The 20,352-nt window shown below is 69.7% G+C and carries 19 protein-coding genes; 9 read left to right on the plus strand and 10 right to left on the minus strand.

Annotated features, from left to right (window positions below; all coding sequences use genetic code 11):
• The first annotated feature begins 26 nt into the window (after nt 1-26).
• Nucleotides 27-953 (plus strand): aldo/keto reductase, encoded by a 927-nt coding sequence (locus tag CY658_RS29835; protein ID WP_101493614.1) that lies wholly within the window; start codon nt 27-29, stop codon nt 951-953.
• A 3-nt stretch (nt 954-956) separates the two neighbouring features.
• Here the strand turns inward: CY658_RS29835 and CY658_RS29840 are convergent, their stop codons facing one another.
• Together CY658_RS29840 and CY658_RS29845 are read right to left on the minus strand one after the other, a co-directional pair.
• Entirely contained in the window at nt 957-1,835 is an 879-nt protein-coding gene (locus tag CY658_RS29840) for an alpha/beta fold hydrolase (RefSeq protein ID WP_101493615.1), read from the minus strand.
• 29 nt (nt 1,836-1,864) lie between these two features.
• Nucleotides 1,865-2,689, minus strand: coding sequence for a DODA-type extradiol aromatic ring-opening family dioxygenase (locus CY658_RS29845; RefSeq protein ID WP_101493616.1), 825 nt, complete (start codon nt 2,687-2,689; stop codon nt 1,865-1,867).
• A 100-nt stretch (nt 2,690-2,789) separates the two neighbouring features.
• Between CY658_RS29845 and CY658_RS29850 the strand changes: the two genes are divergently transcribed.
• Entirely contained in the window at nt 2,790-3,725 is a 936-nt protein-coding gene (locus CY658_RS29850; RefSeq protein ID WP_101493617.1) for a LysR family transcriptional regulator, read from the plus strand.
• A 94-nt stretch (nt 3,726-3,819) separates the two neighbouring features.
• Nucleotides 3,820-5,688, plus strand: a complete 1,869-nt coding sequence (locus tag CY658_RS29855; RefSeq protein ID WP_180839083.1) for an ABC transporter ATP-binding protein — start codon at nt 3,820-3,822, stop codon at nt 5,686-5,688.
• Nucleotides 5,689-5,797: 109 nt separating this feature from the next.
• On the opposite strand, the gene CY658_RS29860 is transcribed toward CY658_RS29855, so the two are convergent.
• Complete coding sequence (locus CY658_RS29860) at nt 5,798-6,226, minus strand: VOC family protein (RefSeq protein WP_101493618.1); 429 nt, start codon at nt 6,224-6,226, stop codon at nt 5,798-5,800.
• An 85-nt stretch (nt 6,227-6,311) separates the two neighbouring features.
• Between CY658_RS29860 and CY658_RS29865 the strand changes: the two genes are divergently transcribed.
• Nucleotides 6,312-6,905: a TetR/AcrR family transcriptional regulator gene (locus CY658_RS29865; RefSeq protein WP_101493619.1), complete on the plus strand. Its 594-nt coding sequence runs from the start codon at nt 6,312-6,314 to the stop codon at nt 6,903-6,905.
• On the opposite strand, the gene tssF is transcribed toward CY658_RS29865, so the two are convergent.
• Both tssF and tssE read right to left on the minus strand, forming a co-directional pair.
• Nucleotides 6,902-8,782 carry a type VI secretion system baseplate subunit TssF gene (gene tssF, locus CY658_RS29870; protein ID WP_101493620.1) on the minus strand — a complete coding sequence of 627 codons (1,881 nt, stop codon included), beginning with the start codon at nt 8,780-8,782 and terminating at the stop codon, nt 6,902-6,904. The two genes, CY658_RS29865 and tssF, sit on opposite strands and share 4 nt — an antisense overlap.
• A 61-nt stretch (nt 8,783-8,843) precedes the next feature.
• On the minus strand, nt 8,844-9,434 hold the full coding sequence (gene tssE / locus CY658_RS29875; protein WP_101493621.1) for a type VI secretion system baseplate subunit TssE: 591 nt from the start codon (nt 9,432-9,434) through the stop codon (nt 8,844-8,846).
• On the opposite strand from tssE, the gene CY658_RS29880 reads away from it, so the two are divergent.
• The 3 genes from CY658_RS29880 to CY658_RS29890 all read left to right on the plus strand — a co-directional run bounded on the left by CY658_RS29880 (nt 9,433) and on the right by CY658_RS29890 (nt 12,709).
• Entirely contained in the window at nt 9,433-9,732 is a 300-nt protein-coding gene (locus tag CY658_RS29880) for a hypothetical protein (RefSeq protein WP_143713810.1), read from the plus strand. The genes tssE and CY658_RS29880 overlap by 2 nt on opposite strands.
• A 167-nt stretch (nt 9,733-9,899) precedes the next feature.
• Nucleotides 9,900-11,294 (plus strand): DUF2868 domain-containing protein, encoded by a 1,395-nt coding sequence (locus CY658_RS29885; protein WP_101493623.1) that lies wholly within the window; start codon nt 9,900-9,902, stop codon nt 11,292-11,294.
• Nucleotides 11,291-12,709, plus strand: a complete 1,419-nt coding sequence (locus tag CY658_RS29890; RefSeq protein WP_101493624.1) for a GTPase/DUF3482 domain-containing protein — start codon at nt 11,291-11,293, stop codon at nt 12,707-12,709. Before CY658_RS29885 ends, CY658_RS29890 begins: the two co-directional genes overlap by 4 nt.
• A 16-nt stretch (nt 12,710-12,725) precedes the next feature.
• Here CY658_RS29890 and CY658_RS29895 read toward each other — a convergent pair whose 3' ends face one another.
• Complete coding sequence (locus CY658_RS29895; RefSeq protein ID WP_257885024.1) at nt 12,726-13,517, minus strand: crotonase/enoyl-CoA hydratase family protein; 792 nt, start codon at nt 13,515-13,517, stop codon at nt 12,726-12,728.
• 140 nt (nt 13,518-13,657) lie between these two features.
• Between CY658_RS29895 and CY658_RS29900 the strand changes: the two genes are divergently transcribed.
• The gene (locus CY658_RS29900) at nt 13,658-14,677 is read left to right on the plus strand and encodes an AraC family transcriptional regulator (RefSeq protein WP_101493625.1); all 1,020 of its coding nucleotides are present in this window, start codon (nt 13,658-13,660) and stop codon (nt 14,675-14,677) included.
• Here CY658_RS29900 and CY658_RS29905 read toward each other — a convergent pair.
• Nucleotides 14,674-15,669, minus strand: a complete 996-nt coding sequence (locus tag CY658_RS29905) for a sialic acid TRAP transporter substrate-binding protein SiaP (RefSeq protein WP_101493626.1) — start codon at nt 15,667-15,669, stop codon at nt 14,674-14,676. The genes CY658_RS29900 and CY658_RS29905 overlap by 4 nt on opposite strands.
• A gap of 200 nt (nt 15,670-15,869) precedes the next feature.
• Between CY658_RS29905 and trhA the strand changes: the two genes are divergently transcribed.
• The gene (gene trhA, locus CY658_RS29910; RefSeq protein WP_099796540.1) at nt 15,870-16,493 is read left to right on the plus strand and encodes a PAQR family membrane homeostasis protein TrhA; all 624 of its coding nucleotides are present in this window, start codon (nt 15,870-15,872) and stop codon (nt 16,491-16,493) included.
• 4 nt (nt 16,494-16,497) lie between these two features.
• Here the strand turns inward: trhA and CY658_RS29915 are convergent, their stop codons facing one another.
• From CY658_RS29915 to CY658_RS29925, 3 genes are read right to left on the minus strand one after another with little or no spacing between them, the layout of a single operon-like run.
• Nucleotides 16,498-17,496, minus strand: a complete 999-nt coding sequence (locus CY658_RS29915) for a tripartite tricarboxylate transporter substrate binding protein (protein WP_101493627.1) — start codon at nt 17,494-17,496, stop codon at nt 16,498-16,500.
• 34 nt (nt 17,497-17,530) lie between these two features.
• Nucleotides 17,531-18,769: an acyl-CoA dehydrogenase family protein gene (locus CY658_RS29920; protein ID WP_101493628.1), complete on the minus strand. Its 1,239-nt coding sequence runs from the start codon at nt 18,767-18,769 to the stop codon at nt 17,531-17,533.
• An 11-nt stretch (nt 18,770-18,780) separates the two neighbouring features.
• Nucleotides 18,781-20,352 (minus strand): AMP-binding protein, encoded by a 1,572-nt coding sequence (locus CY658_RS29925; RefSeq protein WP_101493629.1) that lies wholly within the window; start codon nt 20,350-20,352, stop codon nt 18,781-18,783.

The raw sequence follows: 20,352 nt of genomic DNA on the forward strand, positions 1-20,352 counted from the left end.
TCACGAACGAGCCCCACCTTCTCGCCATGACACGCGCGCAGCTGCTGCGGCTCGGCGCGGCCCTGTGCGCGGGCGCCGCGCTCCCCTCCTTCGCCCAGCAGCAACCGAGCAGGCCCGCGATGCAGATGACCACCCGCCCCATTCCCTCCACAAAGGAAGCCCTGCCGGTCATCGGCTGCGGCACATGGATCGGATTCGACCAGCGCCCCGGCACCGACGAATACCAGCGCCTGCCCGGCGTGCTCGAGGCGCTCTTCGCGGCCGGCGGCACGGTGATCGACAGCTCGCCGATGTACGGCCGCTCCGAGGAAACCACCGGCGAACTGCTGGCCGCCGCCAAGCCGCGCACCCAACCCTTTCTCGCCACCAAGGTCTGGACCTCGGGCCGCGAAGCCGGCATCGCGCAGATGGAGCAGTCGTTCGCGCGGCTGCGCACCAAACAGATCGACCTGATGCAGGTGCACAACCTCGTCGACTGGCGCGCGCACCTCGCCACGCTGCGCGGCTGGAAAGACAAGGGCCGCGTGCGCTACCTCGGCATCACGCACTACACCGCCTCGGCCTATGACGAAGTCGAGGCCGTGCTGCGCGCCGAGACGCTCGACTTTCTGCAGATCAACTACTCGCTCGACGCGCGCGAGGCCGAACAGCGCCTGCTGCCGCTCGCGGCCGAGCGCGGCGTGGCGGTGATCGTCAACATGCCCTTCGGCGGCGGCGGTTTGCTTCGGCGCCTGCGCGACAAGCCGCTGCCCGCCTGGGCCGGCGAGATCGGCTGCACGAGCTGGGCGCAGGTGCTGCTGAAGTTCGTGCTGAGTCATCCGGCCGTGACCTGCGCGATCCCCGGCACGAGCCGCGCCGAGCACATGGCCGACAACGCCGCGGCCGGGGCTGGGACAGGCACCTTCCCCGATGCGGCGTTCTGGCGCCAGCATGCAGGCACGCTGGGCCTGTGAACCTCAGCCGAAGAACTTCACCAGCTGCGCGTTGACCGCGTCGGCGCGCTCGTACTGCACCCAGTGCCCCGCGCCGTCGATCACCACGCCTTCGCGGTCGGGGCCTTCGCTGGCCAGTTGCGCCACCAGCGGACGCGGATCGGCGGTGACATCGAACTCGCCCCACAGCAGCAGCGTCGGCACGGCCAGCGTGTCGATCGCGGTCTGCAGCCCGCCCGAGAGCGACACCTCCTTGCTGCGAAAGCGCGTGCCGTGGCACGAGAGGTCGTGGATCTCGAAGGCCAGCGGATCGATGGCGGCCGGCGCGTGCAGCATCAGCGCGCCCAGGTTGTGCATGAGCGCGGCGCGCTCGGTCTCGCGGTCGGGGGCGGCGCGCCAGTTGATCATCTCGACCGTCATGCGGCGCAAGGTGCCGTGGCCGCCGCTGCCCATCAGCGCCAGCCGGCGGATGGCGCCACGACGCACCGCGAAGCGCGCGGCGGTGAGTCCGCCGAACGAGAAACCGCCGAGGTCGATGGGCGTGCCGGCGCCGATGAGCGCATCGAGCGTGCCGCCGAGCGCGGCCAGCAGCGGCACCAGCGCGTCTTCGCCAGGCGCCACGCGCGGCAGCGCATCGGAATCGTGAAAGCCCGGCATGTCGGGCAGGAGCAGCGTGCGTTCGGCCGACAAGGCCTCGGCATTGCGCAGCCAGTGCATCCAGCTGCCGTGGCCGCCGTGCAGCAGCACGATGGGCGGCTGCGTCGTGTCGGTGCCGAAGCGGCGCCAGCGCACGCGCACGCCGTCGTGCACGGGGTCGTGCGAGGTGGACAGGGCTTCGATGCGGGCGATCAGGCGCCGCGCTTCGGCGGATTCGGTGGGGGTGGGAAGAGCGGGCGTGGGCATGGTTTCATTTTGCCGCGCGGCCCGAACCTTCACACCGCGCCGAAGCGGTAGCTCGACACCACGAGCCCGCCCATGAAGGCGTCCTCGTGGTAGACGCGCTCGCCGATGTCCTGCTCGGCCGCACCGACCGCGACCATCAGCGGGATCAGGTGCTCCTCGCGCGGATGCGCCACGCGCGCCGAGGGGGCCGAGGCCCAGTCCTGCAGGCGCTGCACGCGATCTTGCGGCGTGGCCTGCACCGACGTCTCGTCGAGCCAGTCGCCGAAGGCCTTCGACACGCCGTGCGCCTGCGGGCCGAAATTGCGCAGGTTGTGATAGCTCAAGCCGCTGCCGACGATGAGCACGTTCTCGTCGCGCAGCGGTGCGATGGCGCGGCCCAGCGCCAGGTGCTCGGCCGGGTCGAGCCCGCGCCGCAGCGACAGCTGCACCACCGGCACCTCGGCGTTCGGATACATCGCGGCCATCGGCGCGAACATGCCGTGGTCGTAGCCGCGCTCGGGGTCGATCTGCGCCGGCAGGCCGGCGGCGGCAATCAGCGATTGCACGCGCTGTGCGAGTTCGGGCGAGCCGGGCGAGGCGTAGCGCACCTCGTAGGTGTGGGCCGGAAAGCCGCCGTAGTCGTAGATCATGGGCGGGCGCGGGTTGCCCTGCACGGTGAACGCGGGCGTCTCCCAATGCGCCGAGACCATGAGGATCGCGGCCGGCGTGCGGCCGATCTGGCGCGGCATGTCGGCCAGCGACGCGGCGAGCTGGTCGTAGGTCGCGCCCATCTCCTTCTTCATCCAGGGCCAGGGGCCGCCGCCGTGCGAGATGAAGTACGTGGGCAGGCGGGAAAGCGTGGTGTCGTGGGTCAAGTCGATGCTCCTTGAAGGCGTTGGATCGACTGTAGACATTTCCTTTCAGGAAATCGACAGGCTACGATGCATCGAATCCTTTCTTCACAGGAAATCATCGATGGACCGCATGACCAGCCTGCGCGTGTTCCGCGAGGTCGTCGAAGCCGGCAGTTTCGTGGCCGCGGCCGAGCGGCTGGGCCTGTCGGCGCCGATGGCCAGCAAGCATGTGGCGCAGCTCGAGAAATCGCTGGGCGCGCGGCTGCTGCACCGCTCGAGCCGTCACCTGAGCCTCACCGAAGCCGGCACCGCCTGGTACGAACAGAGCCGCCGCGCGCTCGACCTGCTCGACGCGGCCGAGGCCGCCATCGGCCAGACGCGCGACACGCCGCGCGGCCAGCTCAAGGTGAGCGCGCCCGTGTGGTGCGCCACGCCGCGCTTTGCGCGCGTGCTGGCCGACTACCGCGAGACCTACCCCGAGGTGCTGGTCGACATGCACCTGGAAAACCGCAAGGTCGACCTCGCGGCCGACGGCTACGACCTGGCCTTGCGCGCCACGCAGGAGCCCTCGCCCGCCCTCATCGCACGGCCGCTGTGCCGTGTGCCCTTTCACCTCGTCGGCACGCCGGCCTGCCTGAAGCGCCACGGCGGCCCGCCCGCGGTGCCGGCCGACCTGGCGAAGCTGGGCGCGATCGTTCCGAGCTACGTGAACCTGGACAACCTCGCACTCAAGGGGCCGGGCGGGCGCATGTTTCCGCTGCGGCTCACGCCCGCGATGCGCTCGGACGACACCACGCTCACGCTGCACGCGGTGCGCGCCGACATGGGCATTGCGTACCTGCCCGTGTGGCTGATCGACGACGACCTGGCGCAAGGCCGGCTGGTGCAACTGCTGCCCACGTTCGAAGCGATGCCGGTCACGCTGTTCGCCGTGTACACGAGCCGGCAGTACATGTCGCCCAAGCTGCGAACTTTCATCGACTTCCTGAGCGAGCGATTGGGCGGCATGGAAACAAAGGCAGCACGCGCCGACGACGCCAAGGCACGACGCAGCTGAAGGCTTGCTGAAGGCGCCGGCCGCGAACGCACCTTTTCGGGGCAAGGTCATGCATGCAGGGCTACAGTCGAAGGCTCTCCTGGAGACCGATTCCTTGTTCCGCTTTTTCGAAAAACTCCTTACTCCCTACCCCGCCGCCGAACCCGCGCTGCCGCCCCAGGGCTTCTTTGCCTTCTTGTGGGCCTGCACGCATGGCGTGCGCGGCAAGATCGCCGCGATGGCGGCGCTCACCGCGGTGATGTCGATCTTCGAGGCCGCGCTGTTCGCGATCCTCGGGCGCATCGTCGACTGGCTCGGCGGCCAGGTGCCGTCCAAGCTGTGGGCCGAGCGCGGCGACACGCTCATGTGGCTGGCCGCGTTCCTCGTGATCAGCATCGGCGTGGTGGCGCTGCAGACCATCGTGAAGCACCAGACGCTCGCGGTGAACCTGCCGATGCGCCTGCGCTGGAACTTCCACCGCCTGATGCTGGGCCAGAGCATGGCCTTCTACCAGGACGAGTTCGCGGGGCGCATCACGGCCAAGGTGATGCAGACCGCACTCGCCGTGCGCGAAACCGTGTTCGTGCTGGCCGACGTGCTGGTCGCCATGGGCGTGTACGTGGCCACCATGATCATCCTGGTGGGCGTGCTCGACGCGCAACTGGTGTGGCCGTTCGTGATCTGGCTGGCGCTGTACATCTGCGCCCTCGTCTACTTCGTGCCGCGCCTGGGCAAGATCGGCAAGGCGCAGGCCGACGCGCGCGCGCTCATGACGGGCCGCGTGACCGACGCCTACACCAACATCGCGACCGTCAAGCTGTTCTCGCACACGCAACGCGAAGCCGGCTTTGCGCGCGACGCGATGCGCGAGTTCATGCACACCGGCTACGGCCAGATGCGGCTGGTGAGCGCCTTCGAGATCGTCAACCACACGCTGAGCATGGGCCTCACGGCCGGCATGGCGGGCATGGCGCTGTGGCTGTGGTCGCACGGCACGGTGGGCGTGGGCGCGGTGGCCGCCGCCACGGCGATGGCGCTGCGGCTGCAGGGCATGTCGCACTGGATCATGTGGGAGATGACCAGCCTGTTCGAGAACATCGGCACGGTGCAGGACGGCATGAAGACGCTGTCGCGCCCGCGCACGGTGCTCGACGCGGCCAATGCCACGATGCTCGACGTGCCGCGCGGCGAGGTGCGCTTCGAGCATGCGAGCTTCCGCTATGGCCTGAGCAACGATGAAGGGGGCCGCCGCGTGATCGACGACCTGAACCTCGTGGTCAAGCCCGGCGAAAAGATCGGCCTAGTCGGCCGTTCGGGCGCCGGCAAGTCGACGCTGGTGAACCTGCTGCTGCGCTTCCATGACCTGGAAAGCGGCCGCATCCTCATCGACGGGCAAGACATCTCGAAGGTCACACAGGATTCGCTGCGCATGCACATCGGCATGGTCACGCAAGACACCTCGCTGATGCACCGCTCGGTGGCCGACAACATCGCCTACGGCCGGCCCGACGCCACGCTGGCGCAGATCGAAGCCGCGGCCCGGCGTGCCGAGGCGCACGACTTCATCCAGACGCTGGGCGATGCGGGCGGTCGGCGCGGCTACGAAGCGCACGTGGGCGAGCGCGGCGTGAAGCTGTCGGGCGGCCAGCGCCAGCGCGTGGCCATTGCGCGCGTGATGCTGAAAGATGCGCCGATCCTGCTGCTCGACGAAGCCACCAGCGCGCTCGACTCCGAGGTCGAAGCCGCGATCCAGCAAAGCCTGTACACGCTGATGGAAGGCAAGACCGTGATCGCCATCGCGCACCGGCTGTCGACCATCGCCGCGATGGACCGGCTCATCGTGCTCGACGAAGGCCGCGTCGTCGAAGAAGGCGACCACCGCACGCTGATGGCCCAAGGCGGCCTGTATGCGCGGCTGTGGGCGCACCAGAGCGGTGGCTTCCTCGGCGACAGCCTGGAAGAAGACGAAGCCCTGCGCGCCTGACAAGGCTCCTTCGTGAAACACCGCGGAACCGGCTTTGCCGGGCCGCAGGTGTTGCCCCCGGAAGGGGGTTGGCGCAGCGACACGAAGTGCGCGAAGCCTGGGGGAGAACCTAGCTTGGCGAGGCTCCGGCCTCGTACAACGCGACGTATTCACCCGACGGCGGGATCGGCTTGATGATGTCGATCAGCACGCCGTTCGGGTCGCGCGTGATGAAGTGGCGCTGGCCGAAAGCCTCGTCACGCAACGACAGCAGGATCGGCAGGCCGGCCGCCTTCAGGCGCTCGTGCACCGCGTCGGGGTCTTCCACTTCGAAGTTCAGCAACAACCCGCCCGCCACCTGCCCGCGCGCTTCGGCGGGAATGGTCTTGTGGCTGCCGTCGAGCACGGCAAGGTTCACCGAGGCATCGTCCGCCAACTGCAGGTGCACATACCAGTCGGTCGTGAACAGCGACGCAAACCCGAAATGCGCCTGGTAGAAGGCCGCGGTGCCGGCCACGTCGTTCGTCATGATCACCGGGTAATAGCTCGTCACTTTCATGGGGTGGCTCCTTCGTGGATTAAACATACAAACTGCATGTAAGTTAAATATTAATCCACAAACAGACTGCATGTAAATTAGGGTCATGGCCAAAACCTCGGCACGCACCAACCGCGAACGCACCGAAACCACCCGCCTCGCGCTGACCGAGGCGGCCCGCACGCTGTTCGTCGGCAAGGGCTACGGCGACACCTCGACGCCCGAGATCGCCATGGCCGCCGGCATCACGCGCGGCGCGCTGTACCACCACTTCAACGACAAGCGCGACCTGTTCCGCCAGGTGCTGCTGCTCGAAGCGCAGGCAGTCGCGGCCGATATCGACGCGGCCACGCCCGACGAACTCGGCCCGCGCGACGCCCTGCTTGTGGGCAGCGAGGCCTACCTGAAGGCGATGACGGTGCCGGGGCGCACCCGGCTGCTGCTGATCGACGGGCCGGCCGTGCTGGGCATGGCGGAGATGATGTCGATGGACGACGCCACGTCGGCGAACTCGCTGCGCCAGGGGCTGGCGCGCGCCGGAATGGGCCGCGGCGAGGTGTCGCTCGACGCCCTCGCCCGCCTGCTGTCGGCTGCCTTCGATCGCGCGGCGCTGGAGATCGATGCAGGCGCCGATGCCGCCAAGGTGCGGGCCGCCATGCTGTGGCTGCTCGAGCAGGCGCTCCCGCCGAAGAACAGCTAGACCGCGCCGCGGCCCCCCATGCGCACGGGCCACTTGGCCACGGTGCCGCGCTGCATCGATTCGAGCGTGGTCTGCGTGAACACGTTGATGCTCACGTGCCGCGCGAGGTAGTGCTCCAGCACCAGCCCCAGCAGGTACGGGCTCGTGCCCGAAAACCCTTCTTCATCGACGCTGAGCGTGCATTGCACGCCGCGCCCATAGATCAGCGGCCCCGCGCCCGGCAGGCGCCGCGTCACGGGTTCGATGCGCGAGCCGACGAGGCAATCGATCTGCCTGCGCAGCACGTCGTTGTCGGCCGTGACGAACAGCCGCAGCATGTCGCGCAGCGCCTGCGCGCCCTCGCGGTGCGGCATGTCGGCCAGCGGCAGGTGGTTGAAGCCCAGCTGGCGGATCAACCGCCACGCGATCTCGCGCTGCGCGAACGGCGACTTGGGCGTGCTCGGCGGGCGAATGAGGCCCACGGCCGACACCGGGATCGAATCGGCCACCGCGAGGTCGGACTGCCCGTTGCGCGGCACGAGGCACGGCAGGTCGCGGTTGGTGAGCATCGCCTTCACCGACAGGTAGCGCAGGCTCTCGGGGTACGGCGCCTCCTGCTGGTCGACCAGCGACAGGAACACCTCGGTGCCGATGTACGGCGTGCGCGTGCCGTACTTGCGCGCCGTCTCGGACACCAGCCGCGGCTCGCGCCGCACCGAGAAGTAGCGGCCGTGGTTGCCCTCGTCTTCGTTGAGCGTCTGGTAGAGCGGGCGAAAGTCGATCTCGGCCGTGGTGCGCGCCTGCTGGCCGGCGATGCGCTGCACCGAATACACCTCGAAATCCATCGGCCGCGAACGGTCGGGCACGAGGTGGAACTCGGTCTGCGCAGTGTCGAGTTCGATGCGGTCGGTGCGCCGCTCGAAGAGGTTGACCACCGGCGTGCTGAACAGCGCGAACTGCGCCGCATCGACCAGCGCCCCCAGCGCGCCGGGCGGCTTGCTCAGCAGCACGACGATCTCGACCTCCTTGCCGGGAAGGCGCGCCAGCCCCGGCGCGAGTTGCGTGAGCGTGAAGAAGTAGAAGCGCTCGGGGCACGCAAAGTACTCGTGCAGCAGGTTGTGGCCGTGGAAGGTGTTCCACGCCAGCGGCAGCAGGCCTTCGCCCGGTGCCAGCCCTTCGTGCACCAGCGCGCCCTCGGTCACCACATGCGGCCGGTCCATCAACTGGCCCGGCTCGCCGACGAAGGTCGCGACCGCCGAGGTGTGCAGCAGCTCGAACAGGTGCGACGCCACCTGCTCGTTGCCGCGCAGGTAGATCGGCAACCGGTCGAGCCCGGACAGCGTCGAAAAACCCATCTCGCCCACGATGCGCAACCGCAGGCGCAGCGCGCCCGTCACCTGCACGTGCGGCGGCACGTAGCGCTCCAGCGCCGGGATGTCGGGCGGCGCGCCGGTGAGCCGCGCCTCGACGATCTCGAAGGGCCACAGCGTCACGTCCTGGCTGGAGCGGAACTCGCACGGCGTCTGCTCGCCCGCGGGCACGCGCGCATGAAAGGCCGTGCCGCGCGGCACCACGAAGCCGCGCGTGAAGTCGCCCTCCTTCACGCTGGGGTGCAGCTGCGCCACGGCCATCGACGGCGTGGGGCTCAGGTAGTTGGGGTACAGCACCTCGAGCAGGCGCTGCGTGAAGCGGGGAAATTCGGCGTCGAGCTTGATCTGCATGCGCGCCGACATGAAGCTGAACGACTCGATGAGCCGCTCCACGTACGGGTCGGCCACCTCGATGCCGTGCATGCCCAGGCGGCGGGCGATCTTCGGGTGCGAGGCGGCGAACTCGCTCGCCGCCTCGCGCATGTAGACGAGTTCCCGGTTGTAGTACTCGAGGAGTTGCGGGTCCATGACGGTGAGCCTTCCCTGGCGTGGTGTGAAGTGAAAGAAAAACGAAAGATGGGCGGTGGCGTCAGTCCGCCGCGCCGACGATGCGCATCCGGTTGGTCTCGAGATCGACCGCGCTCTGCACCGTGAACGCCAGCGGGTACGGCTTCAGGTGAATGAGCGCGCGGATCTCGAACAGCAGCACGTTGTAGGCCTCGGCCGCGCCGTCTTCCTTCATGAGCGGAACGACCTGCACGCTGTCGGGAATCAGGCGTGGCTCGTAGTCACGGATGGCGCGGCGGATGATGCGTTCGATGTCCGCCCACTTGCGCTCCGACAGGTAGCTGCCGGCCAGCGGCGGCACGCCGTAGTTCACGGTGGAAGACGCCGCGTCGGCATGGCGCACGCGGTCGATCAGGTCTTCGGCGTTGGTGGTGTTGAACAGCAGGGCCAGGTCGCGCTGGATGATCTCGCGCATCTGGGCCGGCGTGGCCGTGTACTCCGACGGCAGCTCGGTGGTGCGGCTGGGCACCTCGTCGCGCAGGCGGTCGAACAGCGTGGGCAGCAGCTGCGCGTTGACGCGCGGCGGAGCCGGCGCATCGGGCCCGCGGGACGCGCGGGCGCCCGGGTGCGCGGGGTGGGAACCTGTGAACGGGGAATGCTCGGTGAGCCGCATGACCTTGCCTTTTCTGGAAGGGGCAGAGTCTTGCGTGGATGCCCGCCGCTCATTGCAAACAATGGTCACACAGCGGGCCTGGCTCGAATGCGGACGCCCGCGCCGGGCATTTGTCGTCGCATCCGCGCTTCGCGAGTCCTACAGCACGCACCGTCCCCCGCCGACACCCGCGCGCCGGCGGCCGCCCGATGCTGGGTCATCGCCAACCACTAGGAGCCCTCGCGTGAATTCCATCATCTACATCGTCGGTCTGGTCGTGGTCGTCGTGGCCGTGCTGTCGTTCTTCGGCCTGCGCTGAAAGCCGCCGACCGCGCGTCCTTTCTTTTGCTGCATGCGCAGCGCAACGGGGCCGTTCGCGGCCCCGTTGGCCGTGCGCCAGGCCTCGCGAAGCGCCGGGCATAATTTGCGCGCCCCGCCATCGCTTTCCTGCGCCGGGGCGTCATTGGCGAAGAAGAAGGGACCCTGTTGACCACCACCGCACTGCGCGAACCTGCTTTTCCGGATGCGGTGATCACCGAAGCGGTCCGATGGACCGAACAGAACGGCCCGCTCGACGACGCGTCGGCCCTTCGCACCGCGGCCTCGCGCACGGCCGACGGCCACTCCCGAATCATTGAACGCGCCCGCCAGCTCGGCGAGCGCATGGGCCTGCAGGCCGAACTCGCGCGCGGCCGGCAATGGGCGCCGTGGGTGCTGCTGGCGCTCGTGGCGCTGGTCGTGATCGCGGGGCTGGGCCTCGCGGGCCAGGTGGTCGGCGGCAACGACCGCCACATCAACGTGATCGTCGCGCTCGTCAGTCTGCTGGGCCTGCATGCGCTCACGCTGGCGCTGTGGCTGATTGGCCTGTGGCTGCCCTCGGGCACCTTCGGCACGGCCTCGCTGGGCTGGCTGTGGCTGTCGCTCACGGCGCGCGTGGCGGGCGGCCAGCGCGGGCAGGCGCCGCTGCTGGTGCGCGCGGCCACGGGGCTGCTCACGCGCGCCCGCCTGCTGCCCTGGGCCTTCGGGCTCGTGAGCCATGGCATCTGGGCGCTGTCGTTCGCCGTGGTGCTGGCCGCGATGCTGTTCGCCCTCGCCTTTCGCAGCTACACGCTGAGCTGGGAAACCACGATCCTCGAGCCCGCCTTCTTCGTGCGCGCGGTGCAGGCGCTGGGCTGGCTGCCGGCGCAGTTCGGCTTTCCCGTGCCTGATGCGGCCACCGTGCAATCCGCCGCCCCCCTCGCAGCGGCCCAGCGCACCTGGGCGCTGTGGCTCACCGGCTGCATCGCGGTCTACGGCCTGCTGCCGCGCCTCGCGCTGGTGCTGCTGAGCGCCGCCGTCTGCCGCCACCGCCGCCCAGCCCTCCAGCCCGACTGGCAGGCGCCCTACTACCGCAAGCTGCTGGCCCGCTTCGCCGCGCTGGCGCCGCCCGCCATCGTCGATGCCGACCCGGGCCGCGAGCACTCCGCCGCGCCGACCGGCCTGCCAGCGTCCGAGCAGCACGACGGCCTGTTCGTCGTCGGCTTCGAGCTGCCGCCCGACATGCCCTGGCCGCCCGCCGGTTTGCCCGCATCGGCCGCACAGGTCCATCGCATCGACGGCAGCGCCCAGGCGCGCCGCGCGCTGCTCGACCAACTCGCGCAAATCCACCCGCGCACCGTGCTGCTCGTCTGCCATGCGGCATCGAGCCCCGACCGCGGCACCGAGCGCTTCCTGCGCGAGGTGCTGATGCATTGCGGCGAATGCCGACTCTGGCTGGCCGACGCACCGAGCGCCGCTGCCACGCAACGCTGGCGCGACTGGCTGCGCGACGCCGGGCTGGCCCACGTGGTCGCGAGCGACCGGCTCGATGCCGTCTTTCAAGAAGGCACCGCCACCGCATGACCGCCCCGATCCGCATCGCCGTCGTCGGCCACACCAACGCGGGCAAGACCTCGCTGCTGCGCACGCTCACGCGGCGCGTGAGCTTCGGCGAGGTGTCGCAGCGCCCCGGCACCACGCGCCATGTCGAGTCGGTCGATCTCGAGGTGAACGGCCAGCCGGCCGTGCGCTTCTTCGACACGCCGGGCCTCGAAGATGCGGTCGCGCTGCGCGAGCACCTGGCCGGCCTCGACGCCGCCGCACAGGCCACGCCGCCCGAGCGCATCCGCCGCTTCTTGCAGGGCCCCGAGGCGCACGGCGTGTTCGAGCAGGAGGCCAAGGTGCTGCGCGCGATGCTCGACATCGATGCCGCCTTTCTCGTGATCGACGTGCGCGAGCCGGTGCTGCCCAAGTTCCGCGACGAGATCGAGCTGCTGAACTCCTGCGCGCGCCCGGTGCTGCCGGTGCTCAACTTCGTGCGCGATGCCGCCAGCCGCGAGCCGGCCTGGAAAGAACTGCTCTCGGCCTACGGCCTGCACGTGCAGGTGCGCTTCGATGCGGCGGCGCCGTTCGTGGGCGCCGAGCACGACCTCTACAACGACCTTGCCACCCTGCTGCGCGACCGCCGCGACGTGCTGCGCGACGTGGTCAACGCGCTCGACGCCGAAGCCGACGCGCGTCGCCAGTCGGCCTGCACGCGCATCGCGGACCTGCTGGTCGATGCCGCGTCCGTCCGCCGCACCGTGCCGGCCGCCGAGTTCGCCGACGCCACGCGCCGCCAGGCGCTCATCGCCGGCGTGCAGAAGGACGTGTTCGACAAGGCCCAGCGCTGCACCGACGACCTGCTCGCGCTCTATGGCTTTCGACAGGACGACGCCGACGAAGCGCCGCTGCCGATCATCGAAGGCCGCTGGACGCTCGACTTCTTCAACCCCGAGGCCATGAAGGACGCGGGCCTGCGCCTGGGCAAGGGCGCAGTCATCGGCGCTGCCGTGGGCGTGGTGGCCGACCTCGCGGTGGCGGGGCTGTCGCTGGGCGCGGGCGCCGCCCTGGGCGGGGCCATCGGCGGTGCGGTGTCGCAGGGCTGGGGCCCGCTCGGGCGCAAGCTGGCGAACAAGCTGCGCGACATGCACGAACTCACGGTGGAAGACAGCGTGCTGTTCACGCTCGCGGCGTGGCAGTTGCAGCTTGCGCAGGCGCTCGAGCGGCGCGGCCATGCAGCGGTCGAACGCATCCGGACCGAGGCCCCGTCGGCGGACGACGACGACACGCTCATGCGCGCCGCCGCCGGCGCCGTGCGTGCCGTGCAGCCGGCGCGCAGCCACCCCGAGTGGGAATCGACCGGCGCCCTCACGCGCAGCTTCTGGCGCCCCGCGCCGCAGCGCGAAGCGCTGGCGGGCATGCTGTCGATCGAACTACAGCGTGCCTTCGACGCCTGAAGCCTGAGGTCGGACTTCAGCCCGGCACGTGCTCGGGCGTCACCTTCGCCAACGACTTGTCGACGAACGCCCCCAACCGCGTCTGCACTTCCCCGCCGGTCTGCACCACCGCCGCCATCAGCGACTCGGCGAACATGCCATCGGTGGCCGACATGTCGGCGATGCGGCTGATCGACGTCACCATCGCGTAGTTCGACAGCGCCGCGTTCTTCGCCACGCGCTTGGCCAGCACCATCGCGGCACGCAGGCTCTCGCCGGGCGCTGCGATCTCGTGTGCCAGGCCGAGCGTCTTGCCGGCGCGGGCGTCGAGCACGCGGCCGGTGAGCATCATCTCGACCATGCGCCCCGGCGTGATGATGCGCGCCACGCGCACCGTCGCGCCGCCGCCGGTGAAGATGCCCTTCTGCCCCTCTGGCAGCGCGAAGTAGGTCGACGGGTCGGCCACGCGCACGTGCGTGGCCGCCGCCAGTTCGAGCCCGCCGCCGACCACCGCGCCGTGCAGCGCCGCGACCACCGGAATGCCGCCGTACTGGATCTTGTCGAAGGTGCTGTGCCAACGCTGGCACACGCGCATGAAGTCGACCGCCGTGCGTTCCTTGTCGTGGTGCTCCTTCAGGTCGAGCCCGGCACAGAAATGCGGCCCCGCGCCGGTCAGCACCACGGCCTTGGCCTCGCGCGGCAGTGCGGAGAACACGGCGTCCAGCGCGGCCAGCGTGGCCTCGTCGATGGCGTTGCGCTTGGCGGGACGGTTCAGGGTCACGACGGCGACCTCTTCGTCCATGTGCAGGGTGACGTTCCGTTCGATCACGGCAGGGCTCCTTGGGTTATTGCGGGTTCCGCCACGGGGATGTGGCGCTTCAGGGCTACGATAGCCGTGGGCATCACGCCATTGCTTGCAGATCACGCCCATTCATTTGCAGATTCCGCCAACCGTCTTTTGAACCCGCCATGTCGCCCGAACGCGCCACCGTCGCCGTCAGCTTCCTGCAGCACCTGCTGAGCGGTGCACGCCGTCAGCTCAGTCCGCGCGACATCGACGCGCTGGCCACGCAGGCCGGCATCTCGCCGCAGCTGCTGCGCCAGGAGGGCGCGCGCGTCACGCGCGAGCAGTTCGTGCGCATGTACGAGTGCGTGTCGCTGTTCATGGGCGATGAGATGCTGGGCCTGTGGTCGCGCCCGATCCGCGCGGGCGCGCTCAAGTACCTCGGGCTCAGCCTGCTCGACGCGCCCTCGCTCATGGTCGCCATGTACCGCTTCACGCGCTTCTGGAACCTGCTGCTGGACGACCACCGCCTGCGCATGACGCGCGCCCACGGCGTGGCCACGATCACCATCGCACCGCACCCGGAAGCCGCCGCGCGGCCGACCACGCCGTTCGGCCATGCGCTGATGGTCAAGCTGATCCACGGCGTCGCCTCGTGGCTCATGGGGCGGCAGTTGCCGGTGCTGGGCGTCGGCTTTGCGTTCCCGCGCCCGGCGCGCTTCGACGAGTACGCGAACCTGTTCCCCGGCCCGCTGCAGTTCGAGCAAGACACCTCGTCCGTGCGCTTTGCCGAGCCCGTGCTGCGCCAGACCTTCCAGCGCACGCGCGCCGAGCTGCTCGACTTCGTGCGCCGCGCGCCCGACGACTGGATCTTCGTCACCTTCGACCACGACACCACCAGCGCCACGGTGCGAGAGTTCGTCGCCGCGCACCTCGTATCGGACGCCACGCTGGGCGCGGCGGCGCGCGCGGTGCACATGTCGGAGCGCGCGCTGTCGCGCCAGCTCGCGGCCGAGGGCACGAGCTTTCGTGCGTTGAAGGAAGAGGTGCGCCGCGACCTCGCGATCCAGCGCCTCGTGAAGACCCGCGAGCCCATCGATCGCATTGCCGCTTCGGTGGGCTTCGACAACACGCCGGCCTTTCACCGCGCCTTTCGCACCTGGACCGGCAGCACGCCGCGCGGCTACCGGCAGCGCGCAGGTTAGTTCGCCGCTCCGGCCAACGCCTGCAGCTTGGCGAAGTCGCCCGGCCGCGCGCCCATCTGCTCAGGCGTCGAACGCTTGGTCACGCGCTCCAGCAGCGGCAGGCGATTGACCGGCTGCACCGTCATGCCCTTGCTGCGCAGGAACTGCTCGTCTTCCAGCTCGCTGGCGATCACGCCGACATTCGTCCACTTCGCCGTGTCGGCCAGGGTCTTCTCCACCATCGCCTGCTGCGGCGGCGTGAGGCGGGCCCAGGCGGCCTTGCCGATCACGATGCCCAGCGTGTCGTAGATGTGGCCCGTGAGCTGCACGTACTTCTGCACTTCGTAGAGCTGCTTGGCGCGCACCGTGCCCAGCGGATGCTCCTGTGCCTCGACCTCGTTCTTCTTGAGCGCGCCGTACAGGCTGTTGAACGGCAGCGACACGGGCTTGGCGTCGAGCGCAGTGGCAAAGAGCTGGTAGGCCGCGGCGTCGGGCACGTACAGGCGCAGGTCGCGAAAGTCTTCGGGGCGCTGCAGCGGCTTGCCCGAGGTCACCTGCCGCGCGCCGTAGTACACCGACGCGACCATGCGGTTGCCGCTGCGCTCGTTGTAGCCCTTCATCAGGTCCGCGAGCAGCGGGCTCGCGAGGTACTTGCGCACGTGGTCCAGGTCCTTGAAGGCGAAGGGGTAGCTGCCCAGGCCCAACGGCGGATAGCCCTCGGCCAGCGTGGCCTGGCCGACGTAGGCGATCTGCATGGAATCGTTGGCGAGCATCAGCGCGTAGTCGCGCTCCTGCCCCAGCTTGGATGCGGCCACCACCTCGATCTTGATCTTGCCGTCGGACTGCTCGGCGATCTTGCGCGCCGCCAGTTCGGCCTGCTGGTGAAAGATGCTCGCGGGCTCGTAGATGTGGCCCCACTTGAACTGCTGCACTTGCGCGGAGGCAGTGACGGCGCACCCCATGGCAATGCACAAGGCTGTAGCCCGGCGCCACGACATCAAACGTTTTTTCATCGGCAGTCCCTCACGGTGAGAAGGCCCGCCGGCACTGGTGCGCCAAAGCACGCGGCGGGTGTCGGGAACGCATCCCGGCCGCTGAATGTAAACATTTGCAACCAGAAGCCAGAGAGGGTTTGCCCGGTCACGGGGCCGTCACGGCCATTGCCTAGGATCGCGGGCGCCCGACGCGCCCTCTTCTTTCTTCATCCCAACCCATGTACCCCGGCGAAAGACTCAACGGCTACAGCCACCTGTTCGGCCTGCTGCTCGCGCTGCCGGCCGCCGCGCTGCTGCTCGCCAAGACGCTGCCCACGGGCGATCCGGCGCGCATCGCGGGCGGGCTGGTGTTCTCGCTCTCGGCTGTGGCGCTGTACGCGGCCTCCACGCTCTTTCACAGCACGCGCGGCCGAAGCAAGCGCCTGTGGGAGCGCGCCGACCACTGCGCGATCTACCTGCTCATCGCGGGCACCTACACGCCCTTCGCGCTCGTCACGCTGCAGGGTCCCTGGGGCTGGCTGCTGCTCGCGGCGATCTGGAGTGCTGCGTGCTTCGGCATCTGGCGCGAGCTGAAACCCGCCGACGCCGGTGCGGCAAAGAAGCCCTCGCTGCCGCTGTACATCGGCATGGGCTGGCTCGGCGTGCTGGCCGCCGCGCCGCTGGCGGCCAAGCTGCACGCCACGGGCCTGGCCTGGCTGGTCGCGGGCGGCGTGCTCTACACGGTGGGCACGGTGTTCTATCGCAACCGGCTGGGGCTGCGCCACGCGCACGGCGCCTGGCACCTGTTCGTGCTGGCGGGCACCGCGAGCCACTACGTGGCCGTGGGCTGGTTCGTTCTTTGACGCCTTACATCGGCTGCAGCTTCGCCGTCTTCATCATCCGCTCGGTCAGCTCCATCTCGCTCGCGAAGCCCTGCACGTAGGCCTCGGTCGTCGACGGACTCACCTCGCTGCCCAGCTCCGTCAGCGCAGTGATCACCGACGGCTGCTTCAGCGCCTGGTTGAACACCTCGTAGATGCGCGCAGCGATGGCGTCGGGCGTGCCCGCCGGCACCGACACGCCGCCCCACGACGTGAGTTCGACACCGCGCAAGCCCAGCTCGGCCAGCGTCTGCACCTGCGGCAAGGCCGCGTTGCGCTTGGTGCCGGCCACGCCGAGCGCGCGCAACTTGCCGCCCTGCACGTGCGGCAGCGCCACCGAGAAGATCGGCATGCCGAAGTTCACCTGGTTGCCCAGCACTGCGTTGACGATTTCCGACGCGCCCTTGTACGGCACGTGCGTGGCCTGCACGCCCGCCGCCTGCAAGAACAGCTCCACGCCCAGGTGCGAGGGCGTGCCGACGCCGCCCGAGGCGTAGTCGAGCTTGCCGGGGTTGGCCCGCGCGCGCGCCACCAGCTCCTGCAGCGTCTGGATACCCGAGCCCGCGTTCACCACCAGCAGCACGTCAGAAGTGGTGAGCCGCATGATGTGGCGGAAGTCCTTCACGGCGTCGTAGCCCGGGTTCTGCTGCATGCGCATGTTGGCGGCCATGGGCGCGCTGGAGTAGATCCAGGTGTAGCCGTCGGGCGCGGCGCGCGCGACCTGGCGCGCGCCGATGTTGCCGGCCGCGCCGCCCCGGTTCTCGATGACGACCGGCTGCCCCAGCAAGGGGCCGAGCGCTTCCGCGAGGATGCGCGCGCCGTTGTCCGGACCGGTGCCGGCGAGATATGGCACGACCCACTTGACGGGGCGGGTCGGCCGCCAGGCGGCGGCGGTTGCACCGGCTGCGCGAGCAACGGCCGGCAGCAGCGCCGAGGCAGCGATCGCGCCGCACAGCGCGCGGCGATGGGCATTGATGAGCGTCATGGCTTGTCTTGTCTCCTATTTTTCTGGTGCGGTCTCAGGCCGCGTCGCCGATCAGTTCGCGCGCGATGATGTTCTTCTGGATCTCGCTGGTGCCCGTGAGCACGCGGTACATGCGCAGCATGCGGAACAGGAACTCCACGCGCCGCCCCTGCACGATGCCTTCGCCGCCGTGGATCTGCACCGCCGCGTCGGCCACGCGGAACGCGGCCTCCGAGCAGAACAGCTTGGCCATCGAGGCCTCGGCGCGCGGGTCGCCGCCGGCATCGATCTGCCGCGCGGTCGACAGCATCAGCGCGCGCGCCGCGCACAGCTGGGTCGCCATGTCGGCCAGCGAATGCTGGATCGCCTGGAACTGCGCGATGGCGCGGCCGAACTGGCGGCGGGTGCGCGCGTAGTCGCGCGCGTCCTTCAGCGCCACCGTCGCCAGCCCCACCATGCCCGGGCAATGCAGCAGCCGGTTGACCGTGATGCGCCCCAGCGCCAGCGCCAGCCCCTTGCCGGGTTCGCCGATGAGGTTCGCGGCCGGCACGCGGCAGCCGGTGAGCACGATGTCGCCCGTGGTCGACTGGCCCGCCATGGTCTTGTAGCCAGCCTGCACCTCGACACCCGGTTGCGTCAGGTCGACGAAGAAGGCCGTCACCTCGCGGCGCGCGGGGTCGTCCGAGGTGGACGCCATGAGCACCGCGAAGTCGGCGAACGGCGAGCCCGAGATGAAGCGCTTGCGCCCGTCGAGCACGTACACATCGCCCTCGCGCCGCGCCGTCGTCTGCACCGCGCCGGCATCGGAGCCGGCCTCGGCTTCGGTGAGCGCGAAGCAGATCGCCTTCTCAGCCTGCGCGACGGGCCGGATGAAGTTCGCCATCTGCTCCGGCGTCGCAAACTTGGCGAGAGCACCCACGCGCGGCGGACCGCTGAGTTCGCCGAACACATGCGGCGCGAGCGGCGAGCCGCTCGAATAGATCGACTCCTTCACCAGCACATGGTCGAGCAGCGACAGGCCCAGCCCGCCCATGGCCTGGGGCAGCGTCATGCCGTAGAAGCCCATCGCATGCGAGCGGCGCCAGACGTGGCGCAGCGTGTCCCGGTCGGGGCCGTGCTCGTGGTCGATGCCCTTCTCGCGCACCAGGTCGGCCAGCTCGCCGTTCAGGAAATCGCCGATGCGGGCGATCAGCTCGGCCGCGCGCGGCGAGCCCTCGAAGGGGCCGTCGAACAATGGCGCGCGAATGGCCGAGGCCTCGGTGGGGGCGGCGGAAGGTGTCAGCGTGGTGTCCATGTCGTTCTCTTTCAGTTGACGCGGCGCGCGTGGCCGGCCCAGTACGGCGTCTGGATCGCCTTGCGTGCGACCTTGCCGTTGGCGTTCTTCAGCAGCGAATCGACGAACTCGATGCGCCGCGGCCGCTTGAAGCCCGCGAGCCGTGCGGCGCAGAAGTCGTCGAGCCCGGCCGTGTCGGGCGAGGCGCCCGGCCTCAGCACGATGTGCGCGGCCACCGCCTCGCCCCACTTGTCGTCGGGCACGCTGAACACGCAGGCTTCGGCCACCGCCGCGTGCTGGTACAGCACGGCCTCGACCTCCGAGGGGTACACGTTGAAGCCGCCGCTGATGACCATGTCCTTCTTGCGATCGACGATGTAGATGTAGCCCTCGTCGTCGGCGCGCGCGAGGTCGCCCGTGTGATAACGCCCGTCTTTCAGCACCTCGGCCGTGAGCTCGGGCGCGCGCCAGTAGCCGGCGAAGATGTCCTCGCCGCCCACCACGATCTCACCCACCTCGCCGGGGGCGACCAGTTGGCCTTCGTCGTCGACGATCTCCACCACCGATTCGAGAAACGGCCGACCACACGAAGCCAGCCGGTCGGGCATGGCGGCGCGTGCGAACAGATGGTCTTCCACCGAGAGGCCGCACACGCCCGAGGTCGTCTCGCCCGCGCCGTAGCCTTGCGACAGCACGGGGCCGAACACGTCCATCGCCTGCATGATCCGCGCGGGCGCCATCGGCGCGGCGCCGTAGCCCAGGCGCTGCAGGTCGGGCAGCGGCCGGTAGCGGCCCTGCAGCTCGGCCAGCAGCATGTTGATCATGGTGGGCACCATGAAGGTGTGGGTCACGCGCTCTGTCTTCATGTCGCTCAGGAAGCGCGCGGGCTCGAAGCCGGTGAACAGGCGGATGGTCGCGCCGCTGCACAGCGCCGGCACGATCTGCATGCCCGAGGCGTGCGTGATCGGCCCCACCAGCCCCAGCAGGTCGCCGGGGCGCAGGCCTTCGCTGCGCGACAGGAACTTGCGCAGCTGGGCCAGCCGGTTGCCGAAGGTCTGCATCGCGGCCTTGAGCACACCGCTGGAGCCCGAGGTGTAGTGCAGCACGGCCAGCTCGTCGGCACGCACGCGCTCCGTGCTGAAGGCGTCGCTTGCGAGCGCCAATTGGCCTTCGTACGAAGCGGGCGTGCCTTCGGCCGCATCGAGCAGCAGCAGCTTCGGGGCCGCGCCTTTCAGCAGCGGCAAAAAGGTCTCGGCGCGCGCGGCGGTGGTGACGATCAGCGTGGCGTCGCTGTTCACGATGACCTCGGCCACTTCGATCGGCGCGAGCCGCGCGTTCATCGGTGCCTTCACCAGCGCGGCCTTGTAGCAGGCCAGCTCCAGCTCGACGATCTCTATGCAGTTGGGCAGGTACACGCCCACGCGGTCGCCGCGTTGCAGGCCGAGCCCGCGCAGGGCATTGGCCAGGCGGTTCGCGCGCCGGTCGAGCTGTTCGTAGGTGCAGGCGCGCTGCGGCGTGGTCACGGCGATCTGCCGGGCATGCAGGCGGGCGGCGCGGGATGCGAGTTCGCCGACGTTGGCGATCTCGGGCGAGAGTGAGGGCAA

The sequence above is a fragment of the Variovorax sp. RO1 genome (genome assembly GCF_002849325.1).
Lineage (GTDB): Bacteria > Pseudomonadota > Gammaproteobacteria > Burkholderiales > Burkholderiaceae_C > Variovorax.

Excerpts from the sequence above, each read along its gene's own strand:
- trhA (WP_099796540.1), top strand. The coding sequence starts at position 15,870 with ATGTACCCCGGCGAAAGACTCAACGGCTACAGCCACCTGTTCGGCCTG.
- CY658_RS29850 (WP_101493617.1), top strand. The coding sequence starts at position 2,790 with ATGGACCGCATGACCAGCCTGCGCGTGTTCCGCGAGGTCGTCGAAGCC.
- CY658_RS29890 (WP_101493624.1), top strand. The coding sequence starts at position 11,291 with ATGACCGCCCCGATCCGCATCGCCGTCGTCGGCCACACCAACGCGGGC.
- tssE (WP_101493621.1), bottom strand. The coding sequence starts at position 9,434 with ATGCGGCTCACCGAGCATTCCCCGTTCACAGGTTCCCACCCCGCGCAC.
- CY658_RS29900 (WP_101493625.1), top strand. The coding sequence starts at position 13,658 with ATGTCGCCCGAACGCGCCACCGTCGCCGTCAGCTTCCTGCAGCACCTG.
- CY658_RS29860 (WP_101493618.1), bottom strand. The coding sequence starts at position 6,226 with ATGAAAGTGACGAGCTATTACCCGGTGATCATGACGAACGACGTGGCC.
- CY658_RS29880 (WP_143713810.1), top strand. The coding sequence starts at position 9,433 with ATGACCTTGCCTTTTCTGGAAGGGGCAGAGTCTTGCGTGGATGCCCGC.
- tssF (WP_101493620.1), bottom strand. The coding sequence starts at position 8,782 with ATGGACCCGCAACTCCTCGAGTACTACAACCGGGAACTCGTCTACATG.
- CY658_RS29840 (WP_101493615.1), bottom strand. The coding sequence starts at position 1,835 with ATGCCCACGCCCGCTCTTCCCACCCCCACCGAATCCGCCGAAGCGCGG.
- CY658_RS29865 (WP_101493619.1), top strand. The coding sequence starts at position 6,312 with ATGGCCAAAACCTCGGCACGCACCAACCGCGAACGCACCGAAACCACC.
- CY658_RS29905 (WP_101493626.1), bottom strand. The coding sequence starts at position 15,669 with ATGAAAAAACGTTTGATGTCGTGGCGCCGGGCTACAGCCTTGTGCATT.
- CY658_RS29915 (WP_101493627.1), bottom strand. The coding sequence starts at position 17,496 with ATGACGCTCATCAATGCCCATCGCCGCGCGCTGTGCGGCGCGATCGCT.
- CY658_RS29835 (WP_101493614.1), top strand. The coding sequence starts at position 27 with ATGACACGCGCGCAGCTGCTGCGGCTCGGCGCGGCCCTGTGCGCGGGC.
- CY658_RS29920 (WP_101493628.1), bottom strand. The coding sequence starts at position 18,769 with ATGGACACCACGCTGACACCTTCCGCCGCCCCCACCGAGGCCTCGGCC.